Annotated in this window: 20 protein-coding genes and 1 rRNA gene; 7 read left to right on the top strand and 14 right to left on the bottom strand. The window is 69.0% G+C overall.

Annotated elements, in window-relative coordinates; all coding sequences use genetic code 11:
• Positions 1-256: 256 nt before the first annotated feature.
• The 3 genes from D7Y11_RS20415 to aspS form a co-directional block, all read right to left on the bottom strand.
• Positions 257-1,246, bottom strand: a complete 990-nt coding sequence (locus tag D7Y11_RS20415; protein ID WP_126934538.1) for a cupin-like domain-containing protein — start codon at positions 1,244-1,246, stop codon at positions 257-259.
• A gap of 59 nt (positions 1,247-1,305) precedes the next feature.
• Positions 1,306-2,562: a carbohydrate porin gene (locus D7Y11_RS20410; protein WP_126934537.1), complete on the bottom strand. Its 1,257-nt coding sequence runs from the start codon at positions 2,560-2,562 to the stop codon at positions 1,306-1,308.
• A gap of 182 nt (positions 2,563-2,744) precedes the next feature.
• Entirely contained in the window at positions 2,745-4,562 is a 1,818-nt protein-coding gene (gene aspS / locus D7Y11_RS20405) for an aspartate--tRNA ligase (RefSeq protein WP_126934536.1), read from the bottom strand.
• A gap of 190 nt (positions 4,563-4,752) precedes the next feature.
• Between aspS and D7Y11_RS20400 the strand changes: the two genes are divergently transcribed.
• The 4 genes from D7Y11_RS20400 to D7Y11_RS20385 all read left to right on the top strand — a co-directional run bounded on the left by D7Y11_RS20400 (position 4,753) and on the right by D7Y11_RS20385 (position 8,394).
• Positions 4,753-5,853 (top strand): hypothetical protein, encoded by a 1,101-nt coding sequence (locus D7Y11_RS20400; RefSeq protein WP_126934535.1) that lies wholly within the window; start codon positions 4,753-4,755, stop codon positions 5,851-5,853.
• Between the two features lie 23 nt (positions 5,854-5,876).
• The gene (locus tag D7Y11_RS20395) at positions 5,877-7,172 is read left to right on the top strand and encodes a hypothetical protein (RefSeq protein ID WP_121752149.1); all 1,296 of its coding nucleotides are present in this window, start codon (positions 5,877-5,879) and stop codon (positions 7,170-7,172) included.
• Between the two features lie 11 nt (positions 7,173-7,183).
• On the top strand, positions 7,184-7,954 hold the full coding sequence (locus tag D7Y11_RS20390) for a hypothetical protein (RefSeq protein WP_126934534.1): 771 nt from the start codon (positions 7,184-7,186) through the stop codon (positions 7,952-7,954).
• Positions 7,955-8,154: 200 nt separating this feature from the next.
• The gene (locus tag D7Y11_RS20385) at positions 8,155-8,394 is read left to right on the top strand and encodes a YHS domain-containing protein (RefSeq protein ID WP_126934533.1); all 240 of its coding nucleotides are present in this window, start codon (positions 8,155-8,157) and stop codon (positions 8,392-8,394) included.
• A 25-nt stretch (positions 8,395-8,419) separates the two neighbouring features.
• Here D7Y11_RS20385 and recJ read toward each other — a convergent pair whose 3' ends face one another.
• The 7 genes from recJ to D7Y11_RS20350 all read right to left on the bottom strand — a co-directional run bounded on the left by recJ (position 8,420) and on the right by D7Y11_RS20350 (position 17,287).
• Positions 8,420-10,135, bottom strand: a complete 1,716-nt coding sequence (gene recJ, locus D7Y11_RS20380) for a single-stranded-DNA-specific exonuclease RecJ (protein WP_126934532.1) — start codon at positions 10,133-10,135, stop codon at positions 8,420-8,422.
• Between the two features lie 238 nt (positions 10,136-10,373).
• Positions 10,374-11,543 (bottom strand): protein translocase subunit SecF, encoded by a 1,170-nt coding sequence (gene secF / locus D7Y11_RS20375; RefSeq protein WP_126934531.1) that lies wholly within the window; start codon positions 11,541-11,543, stop codon positions 10,374-10,376.
• 30 nt (positions 11,544-11,573) lie between these two features.
• Positions 11,574-13,346 carry a protein translocase subunit SecD gene (gene secD, locus D7Y11_RS20370; protein WP_126934530.1) on the bottom strand — a complete coding sequence of 591 codons (1,773 nt, stop codon included), beginning with the start codon at positions 13,344-13,346 and terminating at the stop codon, positions 11,574-11,576.
• On the bottom strand, positions 13,346-13,696 hold the full coding sequence (yajC, locus tag D7Y11_RS20365; protein ID WP_120558798.1) for a preprotein translocase subunit YajC: 351 nt from the start codon (positions 13,694-13,696) through the stop codon (positions 13,346-13,348). The genes secD and yajC overlap by 1 nt, the downstream gene beginning before the upstream one ends.
• A gap of 151 nt (positions 13,697-13,847) precedes the next feature.
• Positions 13,848-15,035, bottom strand: a complete 1,188-nt coding sequence (gene tgt / locus D7Y11_RS20360; protein ID WP_126934529.1) for a tRNA guanosine(34) transglycosylase Tgt — start codon at positions 15,033-15,035, stop codon at positions 13,848-13,850.
• 5 nt (positions 15,036-15,040) lie between these two features.
• Positions 15,041-16,129 (bottom strand): tRNA preQ1(34) S-adenosylmethionine ribosyltransferase-isomerase QueA, encoded by a 1,089-nt coding sequence (queA, locus tag D7Y11_RS20355; protein WP_126934528.1) that lies wholly within the window; start codon positions 16,127-16,129, stop codon positions 15,041-15,043.
• Between the two features lie 51 nt (positions 16,130-16,180).
• Complete coding sequence (locus tag D7Y11_RS20350) at positions 16,181-17,287, bottom strand: SpoIID/LytB domain-containing protein (protein ID WP_121752154.1); 1,107 nt, start codon at positions 17,285-17,287, stop codon at positions 16,181-16,183.
• A gap of 114 nt (positions 17,288-17,401) precedes the next feature.
• Here D7Y11_RS20350 and D7Y11_RS20345 point away from each other — a divergent pair, with 114 nt between their 5' ends.
• The 3 genes from D7Y11_RS20345 to D7Y11_RS20335 all read left to right on the top strand — a co-directional run bounded on the left by D7Y11_RS20345 (position 17,402) and on the right by D7Y11_RS20335 (position 18,963).
• On the top strand, positions 17,402-17,950 hold the full coding sequence (locus D7Y11_RS20345) for a hypothetical protein (RefSeq protein ID WP_120579139.1): 549 nt from the start codon (positions 17,402-17,404) through the stop codon (positions 17,948-17,950).
• 38 nt (positions 17,951-17,988) lie between these two features.
• Entirely contained in the window at positions 17,989-18,324 is a 336-nt protein-coding gene (locus D7Y11_RS20340) for a hypothetical protein (RefSeq protein WP_233597251.1), read from the top strand.
• Positions 18,325-18,387: 63 nt separating this feature from the next.
• Positions 18,388-18,963: a hypothetical protein gene (locus D7Y11_RS20335; protein ID WP_121752155.1), complete on the top strand. Its 576-nt coding sequence runs from the start codon at positions 18,388-18,390 to the stop codon at positions 18,961-18,963.
• A 30-nt stretch (positions 18,964-18,993) separates the two neighbouring features.
• On the opposite strand, the gene D7Y11_RS20330 is transcribed toward D7Y11_RS20335, so the two are convergent.
• The 4 genes from D7Y11_RS20330 to rrf all read right to left on the bottom strand — a co-directional run.
• Positions 18,994-20,229 carry a KamA family radical SAM protein gene (locus tag D7Y11_RS20330; protein ID WP_121752156.1) on the bottom strand — a complete coding sequence of 412 codons (1,236 nt, stop codon included), beginning with the start codon at positions 20,227-20,229 and terminating at the stop codon, positions 18,994-18,996.
• Positions 20,229-21,599, bottom strand: a complete 1,371-nt coding sequence (locus tag D7Y11_RS20325; protein ID WP_120579151.1) for a KamA family radical SAM protein — start codon at positions 21,597-21,599, stop codon at positions 20,229-20,231. Before D7Y11_RS20325 ends, D7Y11_RS20330 begins: the two co-directional genes overlap by 1 nt.
• Positions 21,600-21,715: 116 nt before the next feature.
• Complete coding sequence (locus D7Y11_RS20320; RefSeq protein ID WP_126934527.1) at positions 21,716-24,499, bottom strand: serine/threonine-protein kinase; 2,784 nt, start codon at positions 24,497-24,499, stop codon at positions 21,716-21,718.
• Positions 24,500-24,868: 369 nt separating this feature from the next.
• Positions 24,869-24,965, bottom strand: a 5S ribosomal RNA gene (gene rrf, locus D7Y11_RS20315); the annotation flags it as partial.

Genomic DNA, 24,965 nt, shown 5'->3' with positions numbered 1-24,965 from the left:
CCCCCTTGAATCGGGCTGAACCATTTGGGTCGTTCACATCCACCCCGAGCGGACTCCATGACGCCTCCCGAGAACTCATACAAGATCGTCCCGAACCCCAATCCCCCTTGTGATCCCGCGCAGGAGGACCTCAGCCGGAAGCGGACGCCTGAAACACCATCGCCCACGCCGCCGCCGTCCACACCGCCCCTTCCTGAAACGCCGAAGGACGAAAACCTCAACGGCTGACGCAAGCCATTGAAGCGGAGGGCACACCTCAACCGAAGGTGTGCCACCGCGCGTTTCCGCCCGGCACCTCCAGCGACTGGAACGTCAGCGACACGCTCACGTCCAGCGCGAGCACCTGGTGCCACCAGCCCACGGGGATGAAGAGCATCTCCCCCGGGCCCACCACCACCTCGTGCACGTGCGCGGTGGCGAAGTCCGGGAAGCGCTCCAGGTCCGGCGCCGCCGCGTCCACCGGGCTCCACACGTGCTCGCGGTTGTACAGGCGAGGCGTCTCGAACGACGGAACCAGCCAGAAGCGCTTGCGCCCGTGGACCTGGCAGAACAGCACCGAGTCCACGTCATGGTGCAGCGCCGTGTGCGTGCCCGCGGGCCCCACCCACAGCTTGATGCTCCCGTGCTGCCGCTTCGGGTACACGAAGCCCGGGGCCGGCCGCAGGTCCTCCAGCAGCCCCCGCAGCTCCGGCCGCTCCAGCGCGAAGTTGCGCGCGGTGAGGTACAGGTCGTTGGACGGCCCGCCGTGCTCCAGCCGGCGGAGGAAGTCGCCCAGGCGCATCACCGTGCGGCACGCATCCGGTGACACGTCATGGTCCACGCGGGCTTCGCGGCCCGCCATGACCTCCACCTCCACGTCGCCGTAATCCCGCGCCAGCGCTTCCGGCCGCCAGCGCTCCAACAGCGGCCAGCCCTGCAGGAAGTCCTCCAGGACGACGGGCCGGTGCGCACGGTAGTAGCGGGCCTGGAACTCCTCCGCGGACACGCCCCGCCGCCGATCCACCGTCCTGCGGGACTGCGCATGCAGCGCCGCGCGCACGTCCAGGAGCGACACCACCTCCGCCCCCAGCGCCCCTCGCGAGCCCCCAGCCTCCACCGCCGGGTGCCGCCGCGCGCGAGCCACCTCCGAACGAGCCTCCTCTGGGGCCACCCCTCCGGCGACCAGTGCCTGGGCCAGCGCCTCCTCAGGCACGCCCCGCAGCAGGTTCTCCGACAGCCACGCATCCCACGAGGGTGACAAGGCCATGGCCCCACTCTAGGCCACCCGCGAAGCGGCACGGAAAGGGGGCCCTCTCCCCACATGCCCTACAGGGTGAGCGCCCCCTTGAGGCCCAGGACGATGATGTTGCGCGCGTCCTCGTCACCGCCGGGGCGGATGTATTGGAAGTTGGGCCGCAGCACGAGCCACGGCGTCGCATGGAGGCTGTAGTACAGCTCGCCCAGGTACTCCGTGCGAGGGATGGGCGTGCCGGGGTCCTGCGCCTGCTTTTGCCGCTGCGCGGTGACGTAGCGCCCGTTGGTGTGCGTGGCGCCCAGCGCGAAGCCCACGTCGTCATCCGCCCGGCCGAACACGCCCGTGTAGCCCAGGCCCAGCGTGTACTGGCCGTCCTGCGTGGAGGTGTCCAGGTCCGTGTGCGTCAGACGGACGAAGACGTTGAGGCCCTGCGCCTCGTTCTCCGAGCCCGCCACGTGCGTGAGCTGCTGGCGCGCGACGAAGTAGATGCCGTATCTCCCATCGCGCTCCACGCCGGCCAGCAACACATCCGGCGCGTTGGACGTGTCGTACCAGACGCCCACCTTGTAGAGCCCCTCCAGCCGGTCGCCGCGGAACTTCGGGTTCCAGCCCAGCTCCAGGGGCAGCATCACGCCCGTCGCCCCGCTGAAGCGCCCCAGATAGAAGGCCTCCTCCAGGTTGCGAGGGTTCATCTCGTACGCGGCCAGCTGCACGTACGCCACCTTCGCCAGGTCCACGCGCAGCCGCGTGGCCCACTGGCTCACCGGCCAGTTGAACCAGTAGTTGCCCACGATGTTGCCGGGCTGCGCGCCGCAGAAGGACAGGTTCTGGAAGTCGCAGGGGAAGTCCGCCGTGTCCTCGCCCACCGTCATGCGCCCCAGCTTCAGGTGCACCTGTTCGCCGAAGAAGAGCTGATCCCACCAGAGCTGCGTGAGGCGCCCCACGTTGCCGCGCCCGTACACCTCCTGCACCAACTGGAGGTTCCCCAGCTCCATGTCCGCGTTCAGGTTGTTGCCGTTGCGGTACGTGAACGTGAACTGGAAGGTGCCGCCCTTGAGCCCGGCCAGCTTCTCCATGTCCAGGCCCAGCCCCACGTTGAGCTGGCCCGCCTGCCGCAGCGCATGGCCCTTGCCACCGCGCGCGTTGAAGGCGAGCTCCGTCACGTAGCGGACCTGGAGCGCCACACCCAATTCGAAGAGAAGTCCGCGCGCCCCGCCCCAGCCACCGGTGAGCCCCGGGGGCATCTTCGTCGTCTCGGCCGCGAAGGCCGGCCCCGAGCACAGCAGGGCCCACGCCAGCACCCAGGCCCCGAACGCCCGTCCCCGCATCGCGCCCTCCCCCTCGCACGCCACGGGTCCCCAATGGCCACGGCCACCGGGATGTCCAGCCGTGCCGGGGGGCTGTCCGTCGGCTTCCAGCCACTGCCCCGGGCCCTTCGAACGGCCCGGGGTGCGGCGAGCAACGAAAGCAGCGCGCCGGGAGTGTCTACCTCCCGGCGGGACGTGACTGACTACTTCTGCGGCAGCGGCACCGAGCGCACGTGCAGCTCGCGCAGCTGCTTCTCGTCCACGTCGCCGGGAGCGCCCGTCATCGTGTCCGTGCCCGTCTTCGTCTTGGGGAACGGAATCACGTCGCGCAGGGACTCCGCGCCGGTGAGCAGCATCACCAGGCGGTCCATGCCCAGCGCGATGCCGCCGTGCGGGGGCGCGCCGAACTTGAGCGCGTCCAGCAGGAAGCCGAACTTCACGCGCGCCTCCTCCTCCTGGATGCCCAGCGCCTTGAACACCTCGCTCTGCACCTTCGGGTCATGCAGGCGGATGGAGCCGCCGCCAATCTCGAAGCCGTTGAGCACCACGTCGTAGCGGTGGCACTTCACGCGGCCGGGGTCGGTCCCCAGGTACTGCACGTCCTCGTCGTGCGGACGGGTGAAGGCGTGGTGCGCCGCCGCCCAGGTGTTCGTCTCCTCGTCGTACTCGAAGAGGGGCGGGTTCACGACCCAGAGGAACTTCCACTGGCCGCCGCTGCCGTACTCGGGGATGAGCCCCAGCTTCTTCGCCACGTGCACGCGCAGGTTCGCCATCACCGTGTGCACCAGCGACTCGCGGCCGAACTGGAACAGGATGAGGTCGCCCGTCTTCGCGTTCACGGCCTGGTTGATGGCCTGCCGCAGCGCCGGCGTAATCGTCTTGGACAGCGGGGACTGGGTCCACTCACCGCCCTCGCCCACCTTCGCGCGCGCCAGGCCCTTGGCGCCCGCCTGCTTCGCGAAGTCCTCCAGCTTGTCGCTCTCCGCGCGGGACAGCGCCTTCTCCGCCGGGACGACCATCGCCTTGACGATGCCCTTCTCCTGCACCGCGTCCCACATCATGGGCACGCCGCCCGCGGCGCCGTGCTCGCGGATGACGTCGGTGAGCACCACATGCTCCAGCCCGAAGCGCAGGTCCGGCTTGTCGTTGCCGTACTTCGCCATGGACTCGTAGAAGTCCATGCGCATGAAGGGCGTCGGGATGTCGATGCCCAGCACCTCGCCCCACAGCTTCTTCAGCAGGCCCTCGATGATGGTGAAGATGTCGTCCTGGGTGACGAAGCTCATCTCCACGTCGATCTGCGTGAACTCCGGCTGCCGGTCCACGCGCAGGTCCTCGTCGCGGAAGCACTTCACGATCTGGAAGTACCGGTCGAAGCCCGCGACCATGAACAGCTGCTTGTAGAGCTGCGGGCTCTCCGCCAGCGCGTAGAACTTGCCCGGGTTCAGGCGGCTGGGGACCAGGAAGTTACGCGCGCCGCCCGGCGTGTACTTGCCCATGAAGGGCGTCTCCAGCTCCAGGAAGCCGTTGCCCGCCATGTACGAGCGCGCCAGCGTGTTCATCTTCGAGCGCGTCATCAGCGTCTTCTGGAGCGGCCCGCGGCGCAGGTCCAGGTAGCGGTGCGCCAGGCGCTTCTCCTCGGACGTCTCCACGTTGTCCTCGATGAGGAACGGCGTGGGCTCCGAGCGGTTGAAGATGGTCAGGTCCGAGGCCTTCACCTCGATCTCACCCGTCTTCATCTTCGGGTTCACGTTCTTGCCGCGCGACAGCACCTTGCCCTTGATGCCGACGCAGTACTCCAGGCGCAGGTGGCCGGCCGTCTCATGGGCATCCTTGCTGTCCGGCTCGAACACCACCTGGGTGAGCCCTTCGCGGTCCCGCAGGTCGATGAACACCGCGCCGCCATGGTCGCGGCGGTTGTGCACCCAGCCGAAGAGGACCACTTCTTCGCCAACGTTCGCGGCCGTGAGCTGACCGCACGTGTGGGTACGCTTGACCTCTGAAATGAACGGGACCGCCATGGAGACCGCCTGCGTTTGGTTCGGGAAGGAAGGCCGGGCACCATAGCGGATCGTGGAAACGACGCGTCAAGGAATCCATGGCCCGAAAGCCCCCGTGTTTTCACCGTCATCTCCCTCGGAAGACGGGCGCATGAGCAGGCAGGCGCGCACGTCCCCGCAACCGGGAATTGAATCGCGGGTTGAAGCCCCCATGCAGGGGGACCTGGAGACCCGCCGCCGGCCCAAGGGCATGCCCCCGTGCATGCGCGCGGGGTGGGTGCTGTTGGCGCTGTTGGGGGCGCGAAGCGCAGGGGCGGAAGCGGCGGACAGCTCCGTCACGCTCGAGGCGAGCGGCGGCCACGGCTATGCCTTGTGGAGCCTTCTGGGCGACGTGGGTGTGGGGGAAGCGACCTTCGTCACGCTGGGCTACACCGGCGTGCGTCCGGAATCCGGCACCGCGGCCATCCATCAGCTCTCCGTGGGCATGGATCACCTGGCGGGCGAACACTGGCTCCTGTCCGGCGTCGTCAGCCTGGGCCTGTCCAAGGCCTCGGACACGGAGCTGACCCAGGAGCGCCCCCGCCTCAACGTCCCCGGCCTCACCGCCCGGACGGGATCCGGCAGCCAGGCGGTGCAGCTGGGAGCGGCCTGGGACTCGGCGGGCTTCGGCACCTGGGAGTACGGCCTGGACGCGGGCGTGGGCGTCAGCCGCAACCCGCTGCGCCGCCAGCTGCTCACCGTCTCCGACGGCGCCGCAACGGAGCGCTATGCCCAGGAGGACATCCTCTGGTCGGCCCGCCCCACGCTGGGGGCGCGGCTCCTCTGGAAGGGCCAATGGGAGCTGGGGCTGCGAGGGGCGTTTGCCTTCTACAGCGAGGACCCGCTCACCGCGGGCCAGTTCACCGACGCGGAGACGGACCAGCTGGAGGCCCAGCTCGAAAGCCGGGTGGCCGCCCGCAAGGCCCTGGCGGGACTGCGCCGCCGCCAGCTGCGCGACCTGGGCGCGGCCGTGGCGCGGCGCCTGGGCGAGGTCAACGCCACCACCGGCTTCCCCTCCGCCCCGGTCCGCTGGGACCTGAGGCCGTCCCTCTCCTGGCGCCTCACCCCCGCCCTCCGGGGCCAGCTGTCCTACGCCTTCACCCGGTACGTGCCGGGTGAGGGCGTGGCCCACGTGGTGGCCACCCGGTGGACGGTCCGCCTGGGCGACGCGGTGCGGCTGTGGGCCTCCGTGGCCCTCCAGCGGGACGTGCCGGTGGACCTCCCCGCGGACACCTCCGGCCTGCTCACACTCGGAGGGGAATACACGTTCTGAGCGGTCCGGAGTAAAACGGCGTCATGCTCCGAACAGTCACCACCGCCGCCGTCGGGCTGGCCCTGGCCACGGGCTGCGCGCCGGACAGCGAGGCCCCCGTCAAGGTCTCCGTCCTGTCCCGCTCCAGCAATGGCCAGTACGTCCCCACGCAGGTCGAACTCACCACCATCGAGGACGTCGTCGGCCTGAAGGGCACCGTCGGCGACCTCCAGGGCGGTGCGCGCATCGTCATCGACGTGAACGACCCCGCGCTCCAGAACGCCACCGCGGACAACGTCGCGGAAGTGCTGCTCAAGAAGTCCGGCCACGACGTGAAGGCCAGCTACATCAGCCAGAAGGACGAGAAGACGGGCGATGACGTCCTCTGGCCCGCGGACTTCCACTCCTGGAACATGGTGACCTCGTATTACAACCTCGAGCGCGCCAACGAGTACTTCCGCACCGTCGCCAACGTGAAGGTCGTCTCCTTCGAGCCCACGCCGACGCTCTACTACTTCCCTGAGTTCATCCAGGCGCAGGTGAGCAAGGAGCCGGCGCGCGACAACGCCATCTTCTACCCGGTGCTCCAGTCGTTCATGGTGCTGCCGTTCGATCAGATCCAGCGCGCCCCGCTGCCCCTCAACGCGGCGGTGATGGCGCACGAGTATTCGCACCTGGTGTTCAACCGGTTGGCGTACGCCGGCCAGTCCCTGCCCGTGGCGTTGTCCAACTGGTCCGCGGGGAACCCCAGCCAGGGCGCCAACGTGCTCAAGTCCTTCGATGAGGGCCTGGCGGACTACCACGCCTACGGCGCCACCTGCCGCAGCGTCAGCGGGTGTGACCCGCGCTTCATGTCGACCTCGTTCGACGGCGGCCCCTTCGCCGGGGTGACGGACGCGAGAGATCTGTCGCGAGGGGACCGCTGCATGAGCGCGCTCCTGTACGCCCGCGTGCAGCAGCAGGACGTGGGCACCTTCTCCGCCGACGGCGCCGAGTACCAGGTGGGCACGCTGCTGGCGACCGCGCTCTACCAGGCGGGCCGCTCCACCGGCCAGGAGGCCCAGCTGCAGCGCGACATCGTCTCCGCGTACTACGACACGGACCCCGCGAAGCCGGGCATCTACCAGTACACGCAGCTGGTGCTGGGGGATCAGTCCCAGTTCTCGCTGGCCGTCCCCGCCGCCGCCATCATCTCGCACATCTCCGACCTGGATCTGCGCAAGGCCGTCTGCAACGAGTTCATGGACCACCTGCAGATCCCGCGCGAGCTGCTCATCGGCGCCAACCTCTGCCCGGCCAGCGCCGCGGGCGGCACCACCTGCCCCAGCATCTTCCAGTGAGGCCCGCTCCCTTGAACACCTGGCTCAAGGCCTGCCTCGCCGGCAGCCTGCTCTTCACCCCTGTCGCGTTCGCCCAGAGCGCGGATGACGACGACCCCTACGCCTACCCGGAGCAGGAAGCCGAACGCGCCCAGGAGAAGGCCCAGAAGGACGACGACGACGCCTACGATCGCCGCCGCAGGCTGGTGGACGAAACGGACGAGTTCCGCGAGGCCGCCGAGCGAGAGAATGACGACGGCTTCCAGAGCATGGCCCGCTTGGACGACCCAAGCCTGGGCGTCGCGGTGGAGCTGGTGGGCGGTCTGTTGATGGTGGACAGCGCTCGAGGCAACTTCTCCGACAACAAGCCCGCCCTGGGCGTGCGAGCCACGTATGAGTTTGGTCGCGCGCTCAAGACGGAGAACGAGATGTGGCGCCAAGGCTTCATCGCCGACCTGCGCTGGATATACGGCAGCCTCAGTGACGGCACGGATTTCATCAAGGGGGTCACGCGGCTTCACTACTTCACGCTCGCGCCTGCTTGGGTGTTCCGCTTCGGAGAGTCGGACTTCGGATTCTTCGTTCAGGCTGGCGGCGGACTCGCCTACCAGAACACCAGCATCGCCGTGGGTGAGGACGAGACCCAGGTGAACGGACTCAAGCCCGTCCTCCAGTACGGCTTGGGTATCCGTGGCCGCCCTGGCCGTAGCGCGCGATTCATGTTCCGCATTGAGGCCACGGGGCTACGCCGCGGCTATGCGAACGACTTCTTCCTGGGCGGCAGCGTCGGTATCGGCTTCTGAAGCACCACCCGTTTTTGTCCCTTCGGCCCCCGCGCCCTTCCCACCTGGGAAGCGGTGGCGGGGGCTGAACTTTTTCCCCTCCCTCGCGCCCGCGGGCACGGCCCCCTGCTTGGTATTCCAAGGAGATGGACCCCTGGCATGCCCCCTGCTTACATTCGCGCCGGTTGGGGGAGTCAGGGGCGTCGGGCTGGAGGTGGAAGATGAACGGCGAACAGGAACACGGGCAGGGCAACACCCGGCACTGGGATCCGGTGTGCGGCAGGCACCTGGAGGCGCCGGAGAGCCATCCGTCGTCGGAGTACAAGAAGCGCCGGTACTTCTTCTGCTCGGAGGGCTGCCGCACCGCCTTCGAGCGGCAGGCGGAGCGCTTCCGCCTCAACGAGCTGGCGCGGGCCGGCGCGCTGATGTCGCCGGGCCGGGTGCGCTGGGGGCTCGCGTAGCGCGGGCAGGAACCTCGGACTTGAGTCAGGCGGCCTGACGCACGTCCTTGAGGCGCAGGGACAGCTTGCGCTGGCCGCGGAAGGTGTCGAAGCCGGCCTGGAAGGCCAGGTCCACCGGCCCCTCCACCAGCGACACGCGGTCCGCCATGCCGAAGCCAATGGCATCCAGCTCCGGAGCGTCCACGAGCGCCAGCTTCAGGTGCCCCGCGCCAGGCACCCCGGACTTCGCGGGCAGCACGCGAGGCCGGGCCTGCTGGCCGCGCAGCACCAGCACCGGCTCCGGGTTGCCCTGACCGAAGGGCCCAAGCCGCTGCAGCGACTCGACGGCCGTCGCGTCCAGGTCGCGAGGGTTCACCACCGCGTCCACGCGGCAGCGAGGAATCATGTCCTCCGGCGTCAGCCGCTGGAGGGCAATCTTCGCGAAGGCCTCGCGGAATGCGGGCAGCTGCTTCGCGTCGATGGTGAGGCCGGCGGCGTGCTTGTGCCCGCCGTAGCGCATGAGCAGGTCCGAGCACCCGGTGAGCGCGTCGTACAGGTGGAACGCCTCGATGCTGCGCGCCGAGCCCTTCCCCACCCCGTCCTTCACGCCCACCATCACCGTGGGCCGGTGGTAGCGCTCCACCACGCGCGACGCGACGATGCCGATGACGCCCGGGTGCCAGCCCTCGTCGTAGAGCACCAGCCCGCGCGAGTCCTTGTGCTCCTCCGCCTGCGCCAGCGCCTGCGTGAGGATGCCGCTCTCGATGCCCTGCCGCTCCGCGTTCGCGCGATCCAACACCTGCGCCAGCGAGCGCGCCGTCTCCACGGAGTCCGCGCAGAGCAGCTGCAGGCCCAGCGACGCGTCATGCAGGCGGCCCGCGGCGTTGATGCGGGGCCCCAGGCGGAAGCCCACCTGCCCCGCGGTGACGGTGGCGTCCGGCTCCAGGCCGGCCACCTCCTTCAGCGCGCGGATGCCGGGGCGGCGGCCCTGGGACAGCTCCTGGAGGCCGTGCGCCACGAGGATGCGGTTGGCGCCGGTGAGCGGCACCACGTCCGCCACGGTGGCCAGCGCCACCAGGTCCATCAGCGCCTTGAGGTTGGGCTCCTTGCGCGTGGCGAAGAAGCCGTCGTCGCGCAGCCGCTTGCGCAGGCCCATGCAGAGGTTGAAGGCCACGCCCGCGGCGCACAGCACCTTGGTGGGGTACTCGCAGCCGGGCTGGTGCGGGTTGAGCACCGCGGTGGCGGGCGGCAGCGTGGGCGGCACCGTGTGGTGGTCCACCACCACGACCTCCAGGCCCAGCTCCTTCGCGCGGGCAATCTCCGCCACGGAGGTGATGCCGCAGTCCAGCGTCACCAGCAGGCGCGTGCCGTCCTGCGCGATGCGCTCCACCGCGCCCAGGTTGAGGCCGTAGCCTTCGTCCAGCCGGTGCGGGATGTACGTGGAGGGCGTGGCGCCCAGCTCCTTGAGGAACAGGTACATGAGCGACGTGGAGGACACGCCGTCCACGTCGTAGTCCCCGTAGAGCGTCACCTTCTCCTTGAGCCGCACCGCGCGCAGCACGCGCTCCACCGCGGGGCCCATGCCCTTCATCCGGAACGGGTCCGGCAGGTCCGCCAGCCGGTCCGACAGGAAGGCCGACGCCGCCTCCGGCGTGCGGTAGCCCCGGTGGAGCAACACCCTCGCCGCCAACGGGTGCAGCGACAGTTCACCCGCGAGCGAACCGACCTCCTGCTCGACGACATCTGGAAGCAACCACCGCATGGCGAAGGACAGTACCTCAGACGTCCGACCAAGGCAGTCCAACCCGTCCACTCACACCACCCTCCTGCACGTCTGTTCAGACGCGCGCTCGCCTGCCTTCCTGCCCCCAACCTGCACGGCGAGTGCGCGGTGCCGCGAGGGACGCGTCGCTGACGCTGGGCGCGCGCTTCTGAAAAGCGAAGGGCCCTCGCTTCCACATGGGAAGGAGGGCCCTCGTCGCATCAAGACGTCAGACAGCTCAGGCCGTCTTCGGCTCCTGCTTGGAGCCACCGGAGTGGCCCTCGCGGGCGTGCGCGCGCTCGTCCAGCCAGATGACCAGCGGGCTGGCGATGTACACGGACGAGTAGGTGCCCACGAGGATGCCCACCAGCATCGCCATGGCGAAGTCGAAGATTTCGCCCACGCCGAAGATGAGCAGACCGATGAGCGACAGCGCCGTCACGCCGGACGTGAGGATGGTGCGGCCCAGCGTGTCGTTGACGGCGATGTTGATGATCTCCGGCAGCGGCTTGCCCTTGTACTTCACCATGTCCTCACGGATGCGGTCGTAGATGACGATGGTGTCGTTGACGGAGTAACCCACCACGGTGAGCAGCGCGGCGATGGACGTGAGGTTGAACTCGCGCCGGCTCACCAGGTAGTAGCCCGCCACCATCACCACGTCGTGGAGCATGGACAAGAGCGCGCCCGGGCCGAACTTGAAGTCGAAGCGGAACGCCACGTACAGGAGGATGGCGAGCATCGAGTACACCAGCGCCATGATGCCGCGGTTGCGCAGCTGCTTGCCCACCTGCGGGCCCACGTAGTCCACGCGGCGCTGCTCGAAGTCGGGCTTGTCCAGGCCCGCGCTCAGCGCCGAGTACACCTTGTCCGCCATGCCGCTCGCGACGACCTGGTAGTCATAGCCGGTGCCGCCCTGGTTCGCGCCCAGGTCGCGCACCTCCTGCACGCCGATGCCCGCGCCGTCCTGCACGGCCTTCTTCACCGCCTCTACGGACAGGGGCTGCGCGGAGCGGAAGTTCACGATGCCGTTCGCCATGTCGGCGTAGACGTTGCGCGTCTCACCCAGGCCCTGGATGGCCGTCTTCGCACGCTCGGCGTTCTCCTCCGTGAGCTGCGTGACGCCGCCCATCCGCAGGAGGAAGGAGTTCTCATCCGCGGATCCGATGCCCTGGACGCTGACGTCGTGCAGACCGCCGGCCTGGGCCTTCTCGCGGACCTGCGCGGCGGTGGTGGAGGTGTTGTACTTCAGCTCCACCACCGTGCCGCCGGCGAAGTCCACGCCGAAGTTGAACCCCACCGCGGCGATACCGACGATGATGGCCAGGTTGATGAGGGTGGAGATGAAGAGCGCCGGCTTGCGCTTGCTGATGAAGTCGATGTTCGTCTTGTGCTTGAGAATCTGCATGGCGGATTTCCCGAAGGCGCTGGAGGCCCGTTAGACGGACACCGACTGCGCGTTGCGGCCGTGGACGAAGTAGGTCGTGATGACGCGCGTCACGACGATGGACGTGAACAGCGACGCCAGCAGGCCCACGATGAGCGTGGTGGCGAAGCCGCGGATCGGGCCCGTACCGGTGAAGAACAGGATGGAGCCCGCGAGCAGCGTCGTCACGTGCGCGTCGAAGATGGTCCAGAAGGCGCGGTCGTAGCCCTGGTCCACCGCGGCGCGCGCGGACTTGCCGTTTGAAAGCTCCTCGCGGATGCGCTCGTTGATGAGCACGTTCGCGTCCACCGCGATGCCCAGCGTGAGCACGAAGCCCGCGATGCCCGGCAGCGTCAGCGTGGCGTTGAAGAACGCCAGGCCGGCCAGGATGAGCAGGCCGTTGAGCAGCAGCGCCACGTCCGCGATGAGGCCGGACTTGCGGTAGTAGACCGCCATGAAGACGACGACGAGCGCCAGGCCCACCAGCGCGGCCAGGCTGCCCTTCTTGATGAGCTCGTCCCCCAGCGTCGCGCCCACCTGACGGATTTCGCCCACCGTCACCGGCGCGGGCAGCGCACCGGCCTTGAGCACCAGCGCCAGCGTCTGCGCCTCGCCCAGCCACTCCTCGAAGCTGCGCCCGCTGGCGCGGCCCATGGTGATGCGCGCGCGGCCGCCGCCGATCTTCTCGTTGATGCGCGGGGCGGTGTGCACGTTGTCGTCCAGCACGATGGCCATCCGGCGGCCCACGGCGGCCTCGGTCAGCTTCTCGAACTCGCGCGAACCGGCCGGGTCGAACGCGATGTTCACCTCCGGCTCGTTCATCTGGCTGACGGACGCGTCCGCGCCCGCCAGGCTCTCACCGGTGAGCGGAACGTTCTTGTCCAGCAGGTAGCTGCGGTACGCGATGCAGTCGTTCTTCTTCACCGGGTTCGCCACGCACTCGGTGACGACGTCGCGGCCCTCCGGCGTCTTGTCCTTCGCGTACGCCAGCAGGGCCTCGCGGTTGGGCGAGGACAGCTGAGGGAAGCCCTCGTCCTCCACCAGGGTGATCTTGCTCTCCGCGGGGGGCGGGTTCTGCTGGTACATCTGCGCGAACACCTGGGGGTTGGTGTCGTCCACCATCCGGAACTCCAGCTGCGCGGTGGTGCCCACCAGCTCCTTGGCCTGCTCCGGGTTGCTGCGGCCGGGCAGCGAAATCTGGATGGAGTCCGTGCCCAGCTTGCGCACGTCCACTTCCGCCACGCCCCACTTGTCGATGCGGCGGCGGATGACGAGCATCGCCTGGTCCACGGCCTCGTCGCGGAAGCGGTTCACCTGGCCCTCGTCCGGCTTGAGCACCAGCGTGCCGCCGTTGCGGGACTCCACGGTGAAGTCGGTGAAGGTGGCGAGCACTTCCTTCTGGATGGCGTCCATGGTGCCCGGGTCCTTCGCGGTCAGCACCAGCTGCAGCCGCTCCGGGTCCGTGTCCGCCGTCACCTCACCCAGCTTCTTGTCGTTGACGTAGGTGGCGATCTGCGTCCCGCGGCGCTCGGTGCGCTTCTGCAGGGCCGTCTTGGTGTCCACCCGCATCACCATGTGGATGCCGCCCTGCAGGTCCAGCCCCAGGTTGAGGCGGTACTTCGCGGGGGGCGCCCACGCGGGCAGCCGCTGCTCCAGCACGGCGATGTTGTTGCGCTCGTTGCGGTCCAGGACCACCAGCGAGTAGTACGTCGGGACGAGGAACCAGATCGTTCCCAGCGTCACCGCGACGATCATTCCGAACTTCCACCACCAGCCGCGGTCCATTACTTCTCCTCCTTCTTCTCAGCGGGGGCAGCCGCCGGGGCGCCCGCCACCGGAACGGTTCCCTTCGCACTGACAGCCGTCTTGAGCACGCGCACGCGCACTCCGCTGGCGATTTCCAGCGTCACGGTGGAGTCGTCCACCTGGTGGATGCGTCCGAGGATGCCGCCGGACGTCACGACGTCATCCCCCTTCTTCAGCCCCGCGAGCAGGTTGCGGTGCTCCTTGAGCTGCTTCTGCTGGGGGCGGATCATCACGAAGTACATGATGGCCACCAGCACGGCGAGGAAGCCGAAGGTCCCCAGGGGGGAACCGGCCCCGGCCTGCGCGAGAATCAGGAAACTGTCAGCCACGAACTGCCTCGTCGTTTGGAAGGGAGGACTCGGGAAACCGGCCCCGACCCGGCGTACGGGTGGGGTCAAAACATCCGAAAGGGTGGCCTCTTAGCAAGGGCGCCCCATGTGAGCAAGTGAACGCCGGAAGCGCGGCAATCCCTCTGCCCGCTCACCGACCACCTTTGCGTTCGGCCTCCTGCGCCACGGCCTTGGCCCGGAAGTCCCGGGCGAACGTGGCGAAGCGGTCCTCGGCGATGGCGCGGCGCACCTGGGCCATCAGGTCCAGGAAGTAGTGAAGGTTGTGCAGCGTGTTGAGCCGCATCGCCAGGATTTCTCCCGCCGCGAACAGGTGCCGCAGGTAGGACCGGCTGAACGTGCGGCAGGTGTAGCAGGAGCACGCCGGGTCCACCGGCCGGGGGTCCTTGGCATAGGCCGCGTTGCGGATGACCAGCTTGCCCTCCGAGGTGAAGAGCAGGCCGTTGCGAGCGCACCGTGTAGGCAGCACGCAGTCGAACATGTCCACGCCGTGCTCCACGCACGTCACCAGGTCCAGCGGCGTGCCCACGCCCATCAGGTAGCGCGGCTTGTCCCGGGGAAGCAGCGGCGCCGACCAGGCCACGCCCGCGTGCATGGCCTCCGGCGCCTCGCCCACGGAGTAGCCCCCCAGGGCGTAGCCGGGCAGGTCCACCGCGCAGATCTCCTCCGCGTGGCGCTTGCGCAGGTCTTCATGGAGGCCGCCCTGTACGATGCCGAACAGCGACGAGCGCTCGCGGCCCCACGCCTTCACGCACCGGTGCAGCCAGCGCGTGGTGCGCGCCAGGGACTTCTCCAGGTAGGCGCGGTCCTCGGTGGACGGAGGGCACTCGTCGAACGCCATGATGACGTCCGCGCCCAGCGTCTCCTGGATTTCGATGGAGCGCTCCGGCGACAGGAAGTGCCGCGAGCCGTCCAGGTGCGACTGGAAGGCGGCGCCCTCCTCGGTGATCTTGCGCTTCTCCGACAGGCTGAACACCTGGAAGCCGCCGCTGTCGGTGAGCATGGGCCGGTCCCAGGAGATGAAGCGGTGCAGGCCGCCCATCTCCCCGACGAGCGGCTCTCCGGGGCGGAGCATCAGGTGGTAGGTGTTGCCCAGGATGATCTGCGCATCCAGGGTCTTCAGGTCGTCCGGGCCCACGCCCTTGACGCTGCCCACGGTGCCCACGGGCATGAAGATGGGCGTTTCAATGGGGCCATGCGGCGTGTTCAGCCGGCCGCGGCGCGCCTTGGTGCCGCTGGCGTCCTCGTGCAACAGCTCGAAGCGCACCAGCCCCGGGGGCACGCGGGTATCGCCCTTCTCCTTGCGCTGCTCGTCGACCACGGCACTCACTCCTTCACCAACATGGCATCGCCGTAACTGAAGAACCGGTAGCCCGCGCGCACGGCCTCCTGGTACGCGGCGAGCGTGCGCTCCCGGCCCAGGAGCGCGCTCACCAGCATCACCAGCGTGGAGCGCGGCAGGTGGAAGTTCGTGAGGAGCACGTCCACCTGGCGGAAGGCATAGCCGGGCCGGATGAACATCGCCGTCTCGCCGGGGCCCACGCGCAGCCTGCCCGTGTCCGGGTCGGTGGCGGACTCCAGCGTGCGCACCACGGTGGTGCCCACGGCGACCACGCGGCGCCCCTCCGCCTTCGCGGCGTTCACGGCGGCGGCGGTGGCCTCCGGCACGGTGAAGCGCTCCGGGTGCATGTGGTGCTTGTCCAGCACCTCCTCGCGCACGGGGAGGAAGGTGCCGGGCCCCACATCGAGCGTCACCTCCACGCGCCGCACGCCCTTCGCCGCGAGCTTCGCGAAGACGTCCTCGGTGAAGTGCAGGCCGGCGGTGGGTGCGGCCACGGCGCCGGACGCGCGGGCGTACACGGTCTGGTAGCGCTCGGCGTCCGCGGCCTCGGGCTCACGGGTGATGTACGGAGGCAGGGGCAGCCGGCCCGCCGCGTCCAGGAGGCTGGCGAGCGAGGCGCCCGGCGCCGCATGGAAGCGCACCCGGTACTCCCCTCCCCCCAGGGCCTCCAGGACTTCGGCGGACAGGCCCCCGGCGAAGGTTACGGACTGGCCGGGCTTGAGCCCCTTGGACGCCTGGCCCAGGCAGACCCACTCGAGCGACTCAGGAGCCCCACCGAGCGCGGCGGAGGTGAGCGTGGCCGTGGCGGCGGGGCGGACGACCAGCAGCTCCACACGGCCGCCGGTGCCGCTCTTCTGGCCCAGCAGGCGCGCGGGGATGACGCGCGCGTCGTTGAGGACGAGCAGGTCACCTTCACGCAGCAGGTCCGCGAGGTCGGTGAAGTGCTGGTGGCTCCAGGCGCCGGTGGCGCGGCTGACGACCATCAGGCGCGACGCGTCCCTGTTGGGCAGCGGGGCCTGGGCGATCTGCGCCTCGGGGAGCTCGAAATCGTAGTCGGAGAGGAGGGACGACACGGGGTTGGCGCTTGTAGCAGCCCCCGCGCCCTCACGGAACCGGCGAGGGCGTCAGTAGAGCTGCTGGAACTCGGCGCCCGGGTAGTAGTGGGAAAGGATTTCCCGGTACGCCTTGCCCTGGTCGGCGAGGGCCTTGGCGCCCCACTGGCACAGCCCCGCCCCGTGGCCGAAGCCACGTCCGGTGAACACGTAGTTCTTGCCGGAGGCTTCCACGTCGAAGTCCAGGCTCTTGAGACGCGTGTAGCCCAGCTTGCGGCGGAACGACACGCCGTCCACCGCGGTGCCATCCGACATCGTCACGCGGGTCACCCGGTGCGTGGGCGTGCGGCCGGTGACGCGCATGCCGCCCGGTGTGGCCTTCAGCGCGCCGCGCAGCTCCGCCTCGGAGAGGGTCGCGGTCCAGCGGCTGGCAGGCAGCTTGCCGCAGGGGCAGTCAACGGGCTGCAGGTACGGCAGGTTCCGCTGGAGGGCGTCCTGCCCGGACTCGGTGCGCCCGCCGCAGGAGGCATGGAAGTACGCCTCGATGGGGGCCAGGTCGTACGTGAGCACCTCACCCCGGGTGGCCTCCACGGCGGCGCGAGTCTTGGCGTCCTCGCGGTTCACGCCGCCGTACACCTGGTGGAGCACGCTGCTGCCCATGTGGAAGGCGGCGCCATACGCGTCCAGCTTCTTCTGCAGCGCGTACGTCCGCGCGGCCACGGCCTGGGCCTTGAGCGCCTCCAGGGGGAAGGACACGGGCATCTCGCTGCCGAGCACCGCCGCGAGGTAGTCCTCCAGGGGGATGACGTTGATGAGCTGGAGGCTGTTCTTGAAGACGCGCACGACGACGTCGCCGCGAACCTGCGCACTGCCCGCCTTCAGGGGTTCGTTGCCGGGACCGCCCGCGTCGGTGGCCTCCAGGCCGCCACGGAAGCGGATGGCGTCCCCGATGACGGGAGCCCCGTTGACCTCCAGCTTGCCGTTGCGGCGGCGCACGGTGGCCTGGCCCGCGGTGACGGAGACGAAGGTGCCGTCCTCGGCATCCGGGCCGAAGCCCAGGCCCCGGCCGCTCACGCGGACCTCGTCGCCGGGGTCGTCCATGGCAATGCGCATCGTCTCCACGGCGAACGCCCGCGATGACGCGAGCAGGAGCAGCAGCAGTGCCACACGTTGCAACATGGTCCAACAGTCTAGGGGCGGAGCGATCCGCCTCAAGAAATCGGCCGGGCGCCAGGACCTCTCCCCGGTAGGAGCCCGCGAAAACCCCAGGCGGATGCCGCAGAATGGGGCCCAGTGACTGCCTCCGTCCCCGACGTCGCCCGCCTGTCCCCCGAGGCCCTCTCCGAGGCCCTCCGCGCGCTGGAGCCCCGCACGGCCGCCGTGTTGGTCCGCCGGCTCGTGGAGCGCCGCCCCCAGGCGGAGTGCGCGGCCTGGTACGGGATTTCAAGCGACGCCTTCTCGGTGCTGCTGCTCCGCTCGGCGGTGGCCCTGGCCCGTCAACTGGGCCAGCCCGCGAGGTCCCCGGAGAGCCCGGAGGAAGCCACCGCCTGGGAGCGCATGCTGGCCATGGCCGTGGAGAAGGACACCGCGCCCGTGCCGGTGCCGCTCGCGCCCGTGGCCTGGCTGTGCAGGCGGATGCATGCCCTGGGGCCGGAAGTGGAAGCCGCGTTGGACAAGGCCGCCCAGGCCGACGCGAACTCGCCCGGACGAGCGCGGGAGGAATGGCTGAGGAGGCTGGCCGTGGCCGCGCTCCTGGCCCTGACGGCCTGGCTCTACTGGAGCCGTCCCCCTGAACCGGAGCCCCGCCCCGAGCGCCGCATGCGCTCCCCGGAACGCCGCTGACTGGACGCAGCCACGAGCGGGCGCGTATGGGTAGGCCCATGCGAGCGATCCGGTCATGGCTGGCCCTCCTCATCGCGGGAATCGCGCTGGCAGGCTGCGCGAAGCACGTGGACACCCGGGTGGCCGGAGACGACGACGCGACCATCGACGGCATCGAGGCACGCCTCGACGAGCTCCGCGCCCGCGAGCAGGGTGACGACCTGACCTGCGCCGAGCAGTGCGACGTCTCCACACGGACGTGCGCCACGGCGAAGGAGCTCTGCGGCCTCGTGGAGCAACAGGGGGACCGGGACGACCTCCCGCCGCGCTGCGCCAGGGCCCGCGAGCAGTGCGCGGGCGCGAACGACGGCTGCACGCGGTGTCAGGCGCCCTGAAGAACCGGCCATGCGCTGGCTCTGACTCCGTGCCTATGATGGGTCGGATTGAGGAGCTTCCCCATGACCACCCGTCTCTCGTTGATGCTCGCTGCCTCGTCGCTCGTCCTGGCGCCCCCTGCCCTCGCGGAGGAGGAAGGCCTGACGCCGGAGAAGGTGGCGGCCATCCAGCGCGATGAGTTCGCGGCCCAGGCGAAGGTGAACGAGGAGCACGGCAACCGGAAGCCCTCGGAGATGAGCAACGCCGAGCGAGGCCAGGCCATCCGCGACCAGCAGAAGGAATCCGCCAAGGTCATGGAGAAGCACGGCGTCTCCGCGAAGGAGTTCGCCAGCTTCACGGCCCGGATGAAACCCGAGGACAATCAGCGCGTCGCCAACGAGGCCAAGCGGCTCGACGACAAGGCCAAGGCCGAGAAGGAAGCCGAGGCGAAAAAGCGCAAGGGCGACGGCGAGGTCCACATCCAGCAGGGCTTCAGCGACTCGGACCCCGTGGAGATGGAGTCCGCGGACGGCGCGGAGCCCTCCGTCGACGTCGACGGCAGCCTGGACAGCACAGCGGGTGCGCCGACCGTGGAGATTGGCGACAGCGCCGGCACGGCGAAGGGCATGAGCCGGAAGGCCTCCAAGCGCCGCAAGTAGCCCCGCGGCGCCCGGCATCCTCCGGGGCCCTCAGCGGCCTCGGAAGCCCAGCCCCCGCGACCGCGCCTGCCACACCTCGTCGTACGGGCAGGAGCAGTCGGTCTCCTCCGGCTCCGGGTACGCGTAGGTCTGGCCCTTGTAATTGCGGAACAGGGTCTCCCGCTCGCCGCGCTCGATGACGTAGTCGGGCTGGAGGGTGACCTTCCCTCCCCCACCCGGCAGGTCCACCGCGAGGTGCGGCACCGCGAGCCCGCTGGTGTGCCCGCGAAGCTGCTGGAGGATCTCCAGCCCCTTGGCGATGGGCGTGCGCAGGTGCTCGCAGCCTTCCGCGACGTCCATCTGGTGCAGGTAGTACGGGCGCACGCGGCTGCGCAGGAGCACGTGCGACAGCTCCTTGATGATGCGCGCATCCGAGTTGAGCTGACGCATCAGCACCGCCTGGTTCTCCACCGGCACGCCATGGTCCACCAGCCGCTCGCACGCCTCGCGCGCTTCCGGCGTCACTTCCTTGGGGTGGTTGAAGTGGGTGATGACGTAGACGGGCGCGTAGCGGCGCAGCAGGCGCGCCAGCGAGTCCGTGACACGCATGGGCAGCACCACCGGCACCCGCGTCCCGATGCGGATCATCTCCACGTGCGGAATCTCGCTCAGCGGCGCGAGCAGCGACTCCAGCCGCTCCTCGCTCAGCAGGAACGGGTCGCCCCCGGAGATGAGCACGTCGCGCACCTCGGGGTGGTTGCGCACATAGTCGATGCCCCGGCGCATCTGGTCCTTGGTGAGCTCCGCCTCACCGCCCTTGGTGATGCGCCGCCGCGTGCAATGGCGGCAGTAGACCGAACACGTATCCAGGGCCAGGAACAGCACCCGGTCCGGATACTTGTGGACGATGCACTCCTCCGGGCGCGTCTTGTCCTCGCCGAGCGGATCCTCCAGCTCCCCGGGCCGCACCCGGGCCTCCGCGCGCACCGGAATGGACTGCATGCGCACGGGGCACAACGCGTGCTCCGGATCGATGAGGGACAGGTAGTAAGGGCTGATGCCCATCCGGAACAGCGAGGACGTCTCCTGCACCCCGGCGCGCTCATCCGGGGTCAGGCGCACGTAGCGCTCCAGTTGCTCCAGGTTGCGCACCGAGTGACGCTGCTGCCAGCGCCAGTCCGTCCACTCCGCGTCGATCACGGAGGGAAACAACCGGGCCCGCCCCTCGGCACTGAGCGAGGGACGGGGGGACGACTGGGGCGCGATGGCGCCCACGGAGGAATCCATTACGCCGCCTTGGGCTGATCCCGCCACCACGCCTGGCCGGACTCCGGCAGCGTGTCGATGGGATCGAAGTACTCGTACTTCCGATCAAGTGCGTCGGCGTCGTTCGCTTCCACGCTGGTGCGGTAGTTCTTGGTCCAGTAGGAGATGCCGCGCTCGCGGTCATACTCCGCCACCTGGTGAATCCACCGCTTCCCCACGAACGGCACGTCACAGACGATGCGCGGCGTGGCGAAGCCCGGCATGTAGCCCATGATGTCGTGCTGGAGCTTCTGCGCCTGCGCCACCGACAGCCGCCAGTGCTCGCTGTTGGGGATCATGTCGCACATGTAGAAGTAGTACGGCAGGATCTTCGCGTGGTCGAGCAGCGTGAAGCACAGGTCCAGCAGCGCCTTCGGGCTGTCGTTCACGCCGCGCAAGAGCACGCCCTGGTTGCGCACGTCGCGGAAGCCCATGTCGAGCAGCTTGCGCACCGCCTTGCCCACCAGCGGCGTGAGCTGCTGCGCGTGGTTCACGTGCGTGTGCATCGCCAGGTCCACGCCGCGCTCCACGGCCTTCTTCGCCAACCGGTCCAGGCCGGCCAGGACGTTGTCCTGGAGGAAGTGCTGCGGCAGCGCCATGAGGCCCTTGGACGCCAGGCGGATGTCGCGGATGTTCGGGATGTCCATCAGCGCGCTGACGAACGGCTCCAGCGCCTGGATGGGCAGGTTCGCGATGTCGCCGCCGGACACCACCACGTCGCGCACGGTGGGCGTGCGGCGCAGATAGTCCAGCATCTGCTCGTAGCGCTCCTTCTGCCCCGTCGCGAACTTGTGCTTGGACACCTGCGGGACGTCGTTGCCCACCAGGTCCATGCGCGTGCAGTGGCCGCAGTACTGCGGGCACGTGGGCAGCATCTCCGCCAGCACCTTCGTCGGATAGCGGTGCGTCAGGCCCTCGACGACCCACATGTCCGCCTCGTGGAGGCTGTCACGGCTGGCGCGCGGGTGGTTGGCCCAGTCCGTGCGGCGGTCGGCGAGCGCCGGCAACATGTACTTGCGGACCGGGTCGTTCCACAGGTCCTCCAGGTTCATGGTGTTGAGCATCTGGGGCGGGACGAGGATGGACATCGTCGCCCGCTCCTTCTGGTCCAACTCCATGCTCGCGGCCAGGTCGTCCGGCAGCAGCGCCCCGAGCGTCGCCCGCAGCTCGCGCAGGTTCTTCACGGTGTGCTTGCGCTGCCACACCGAGCTCTCCCACTCCGCCGCGGTGACGTCCTTGTAGCCCGGGATGCGCCGCCAGTCGGGCTCCACGAACTCCTGGCGAAGAGGATAGGTGAAAGGCTGCTGCGCGGGGCCAGCGTCGGGCTTGCCTCGAGTGGACGTCGTGCTCATGAACACATCACCTCAACGTAAGGAGCGTCGTGGGCGAGGCGTCATAGCCTGCCCCCTGACATCCCTGCTCAACAATCGCCAGGGGCACAAGATGCCCCATGGCGCAGTGCGTCCGTTCAATTCACCGGGACGTTGATGAGCTTGGCCACGCCCTCCGCCTCGACGACCACCACCTGGGGCTTGGTCGACTTGCCGTTGAGCTTGAAGACGACCTTGTGCTTGCCCACCGGCAGTGAAAGCGGATTGCCCAGCGTCACGGGGCTCAAGCGACCCGTGTTCTTCCCATCCACCCAGATTTGAGCGCCCGTCGGCGACGTGCTGCAGGCGAACTTGCCCATCGCGGCAGCGGCGGGCTTCGGCTTCGGCTCCGGAGGAGGCTTCGGGGTCGGCGTCACGGCCACGGGAGGAGGCTTGGGCTTCGGCTCCGGAGGCGGGGGCTTCGGCTTGGGCTCGGGCGGCGGCGCTTCCTCCACCATGTCCACGGCGACGCGCACCTCGGTGTCCCCGCTGGACGTGAAGTCGCCGGAGAACGGCTTGAAGCCCGCGCGCTTCGCCGTGAACGTGTACTTCTTGCCCATCTCCAGGTCGCCGAGCTTCGCGCCGGGCAGCTTGCCCAGCGACTTGCCGTCGACGGTGATCTCCGCGCCCTCCTGTCCTTCGAACAGGGCGGTGAACGTCTTCGGCGCGGGAGGCTCGACGGGCTTCTCCGGGGGCGTCTCCGGCGTCGTGGGCGGCGTATTGTCCACCACCACCGGCGGCGTAGCAGGCGGCGGATCCTTGATCTCTGGAGGCTTGGGTTCTGGAGGCTTCGGAGTCGGAGCATCCGCCGCCTTCAGGCTGAGGAGGATGGGGGCCGCCGCCTGTCCGGCGGTGACCTCGATCTGCTGCGTCACGGGCTGATAGCCCGGAGCCGAGGCGGTCACGTTGTGGATGCCCGCGGACAGCTCGATGACCTGGTTGGCGTTCACGGCCTCACCGTCCACGAGGACGGTGGCACCCACGGGCGCGACGAAGTTCACGGAGCCCGTGGACGAGCCGCGGACCACGAAAATCACCGCGACCAGGAGCAGCAGGGCCGCGCCCGCGGCCATGCCGATGATGGCGGGCTTGGGCAGAGGCTTCTTCGGTCCAGCGGGCGCCTTGGCCTTCTGGACCTTGGCGGCCGGGGCCGGCTTCGCCATCTTGGAAGCCTTCTGGGGGATGGTCGCCGGACCGTCGGCCTCGTCGTCGTAGGGCGGCTCTTCCGCGTCCTGCCCTTCGTCTCCGTAGTCCTCCTGGCCGTCACCCTCGTACTCGTCGCCCTGGTCGTCGTAGGCGCCGTCCGGGTCTTCCTCGGCCGCCTGAGCGCGCAGGCCGTTGTGGCGGGAGCCCACCGGGACGGTGATGTTGCCCGTGGTCTCCTCTTCCTCGGGATCCAGCACGGGAGCCGCCGAGCCACCACGGGAGCGCGAAGGCGGCGCCGTCGGAGCCGGACCAATCATGGTCGCGCCCGCGTAGGCCTCTCCGCCCTCATCCCCGATGATGACCTGGGACTTGGGACCGCTCTTGCCCTTGCCGCCTCTTCCTTCGTCCTGGGCGTAGGGAGACGCGCTCGTGTGGTGCCCGGCCCGGTCGATGGGGTTTTCCGAACGGCCGGTGATGCTGTCGTCCACGACGACGCTGCTGTCCGCGATCCGCGTCTCCGGGGCGCGGAACGTGTGCGTGGAGTCGACAATCTGCGTCTTGTCCGCGGCGCCATCCATCTCCGCCAGCTCTTCAGCGCTGGGCGGCGGGATGTAGCCAGGCGCGGGCTGTGCGGGCGCAGTGGAGGCGCGACCCACCGGAGAACCGGTGGCCGAAGGCGCTGGCGACCTCTTCTGGGAGGTCGCGCGGGGGGGCGCGGCCACTGGAGGAGGCAGCGTCACACCCGAGTGCTCGATCTGGTCCGGGCGCTCAACGGAGGCATAGCGCTCCATCTTCTCCGCCTCGCGGAGCATGTCCTCGGCGAAGGCCTCCTTCATGAAGCCGGACAGGTGCTTCGACGAGTAGATGGCGTCCCCCGCGAGGAGGAAGCGCATCAGGTCCTCCTGGAGGTCCGAAGCCCACTGGTAGCGGTCCTCGGGCTCGCGCGCGAGCGCCTTGAGGACGACCTTCTCCAGACCCGCGGAGATGTTCGGGTTGAACTCGCGCGGCAGCGGGATGTCCGCGTTGCGCACCTTCTCCAGCGTGGAGAAGTCGGACTCGCCCACGAAGAGCTTCTCGCCCGTGAGCATCTCGTAGAGCAGTACGCCGACCGCGAAGATGTCGCTGCGCCGGTCGATGGGCATGCCCCGGACCTGCTCCGGGCTCATGTAGCCGAACTTCCCCTTGAGGATGCCGGCCTGCGTCTTCTGCGAACGGTTGGCGGCCTTGGCGATGCCAAAGTCGATGATCTTCACCTCGCCTTCGTACGAGACGAGGATGTTCTGCGGAGAGACGTCGCGGTGGATGATGTGGAGGTCCTGGCCGCGCGCGTCCTTCTTGCGGTGCGCGTAGTCCAGGCCCTCACACATCTTGGAGACGATGAACACCGCCTGTGCGGTGGGCATGATCTCCTTGCGACGACGGTAGCGCTCCAGGAGCGTGCGGACATCACGGCCCGCCACGTACTCCATGGCGATGAAGTACGTCTCCTCGTGCTTCCCGAGCTCGTGGATGTGCACGATGTTGGCGTGGTTCAGCTGAACGCTGATCCGCGCCTCGTCGATGAACATCGTGATGAACTCGTCATCCTCCGCCATCGTCGGAAGGATCTTCTTGATGGCCAGGATGCGCTCAAAGCCTTCGACGCCAAAAGCCTTCGCGATGAAGACCTCGGCCATACCGCCGACGTTGACGCGCTCAAGGAGCAGGTACTTCCCAAAGAAGGTCGGCTTCTTCATCTCGCGGGGCTGCCCGGCGCCGGCGAGTACGAACCGCAGCAGGCGGTGCGCAGACCGGGGGGAGCAGTGACTCTAGATCCAGTGAGAACGGCGGTCAAACATCCAAGATGACGTGATTCCCCAACGAATCCGAGAACTTGGCCTCCCCTCGCTCCAAAACTGACCCACCTGCCATCCCGCGTCACTCCAGAATCGCCTACCGCGAGCGCAGGCTGCGGCACACGCCGGGCAAAATCGAGCCACGCGCACGGGCACCAGGAACCCCTGGCGAGCGCGTCTCAGCGCTCAAGCCAGGTGCGGCGGCCCGTGACACAAGCCCGCAAAGACAAAGCCCCTGGCGCCTTGCGGCACCAGGGGCTTTCAAAAAGAATCCGGCAGCGACCTACTCTCCCACGCGGTTTCCCGCGGAGTACCATCGGCTCTGGAGGGCTTAACTTCCGTGTTCGGGATGGGAACGGGTGTGACC

It is taken from the genome of Corallococcus sp. AB018, assembly GCF_003986945.1.
GTDB lineage: Bacteria > Myxococcota > Myxococcia > Myxococcales > Myxococcaceae > Corallococcus > Corallococcus exiguus.
This window is presented reverse-complemented; position numbering and strand designations above follow the sequence as displayed.

Bases quoted from the DNA above. Each gene is read 5' to 3' on its own strand.
- D7Y11_RS20400 (WP_126934535.1), top strand. From the start codon at position 4,753: ATGCAGGGGGACCTGGAGACCCGCCGCCGGCCCAAGGGCATGCCCCCG.
- D7Y11_RS20335 (WP_121752155.1), top strand. From the start codon at position 18,388: ATGACCACCCGTCTCTCGTTGATGCTCGCTGCCTCGTCGCTCGTCCTG.
- secD (WP_126934530.1), bottom strand. From the start codon at position 13,346: ATGGACCGCGGCTGGTGGTGGAAGTTCGGAATGATCGTCGCGGTGACG.
- D7Y11_RS20340 (WP_233597251.1), top strand. From the start codon at position 17,989: ATGCGAGCGATCCGGTCATGGCTGGCCCTCCTCATCGCGGGAATCGCG.
- D7Y11_RS20350 (WP_121752154.1), bottom strand. From the start codon at position 17,287: ATGTTGCAACGTGTGGCACTGCTGCTGCTCCTGCTCGCGTCATCGCGG.
- D7Y11_RS20410 (WP_126934537.1), bottom strand. From the start codon at position 2,562: ATGCGGGGACGGGCGTTCGGGGCCTGGGTGCTGGCGTGGGCCCTGCTG.
- D7Y11_RS20385 (WP_126934533.1), top strand. From the start codon at position 8,155: ATGAACGGCGAACAGGAACACGGGCAGGGCAACACCCGGCACTGGGAT.
- D7Y11_RS20325 (WP_120579151.1), bottom strand. From the start codon at position 21,599: ATGAGCACGACGTCCACTCGAGGCAAGCCCGACGCTGGCCCCGCGCAG.
- D7Y11_RS20330 (WP_121752156.1), bottom strand. From the start codon at position 20,229: ATGGATTCCTCCGTGGGCGCCATCGCGCCCCAGTCGTCCCCCCGTCCC.
- D7Y11_RS20320 (WP_126934527.1), bottom strand. From the start codon at position 24,499: ATGAAGAAGCCGACCTTCTTTGGGAAGTACCTGCTCCTTGAGCGCGTC.
- recJ (WP_126934532.1), bottom strand. From the start codon at position 10,135: ATGCGGTGGTTGCTTCCAGATGTCGTCGAGCAGGAGGTCGGTTCGCTC.
- secF (WP_126934531.1), bottom strand. From the start codon at position 11,543: ATGCAGATTCTCAAGCACAAGACGAACATCGACTTCATCAGCAAGCGC.
- aspS (WP_126934536.1), bottom strand. From the start codon at position 4,562: ATGGCGGTCCCGTTCATTTCAGAGGTCAAGCGTACCCACACGTGCGGT.
- D7Y11_RS20395 (WP_121752149.1), top strand. From the start codon at position 5,877: ATGCTCCGAACAGTCACCACCGCCGCCGTCGGGCTGGCCCTGGCCACG.
- D7Y11_RS20415 (WP_126934538.1), bottom strand. From the start codon at position 1,246: ATGGCCTTGTCACCCTCGTGGGATGCGTGGCTGTCGGAGAACCTGCTG.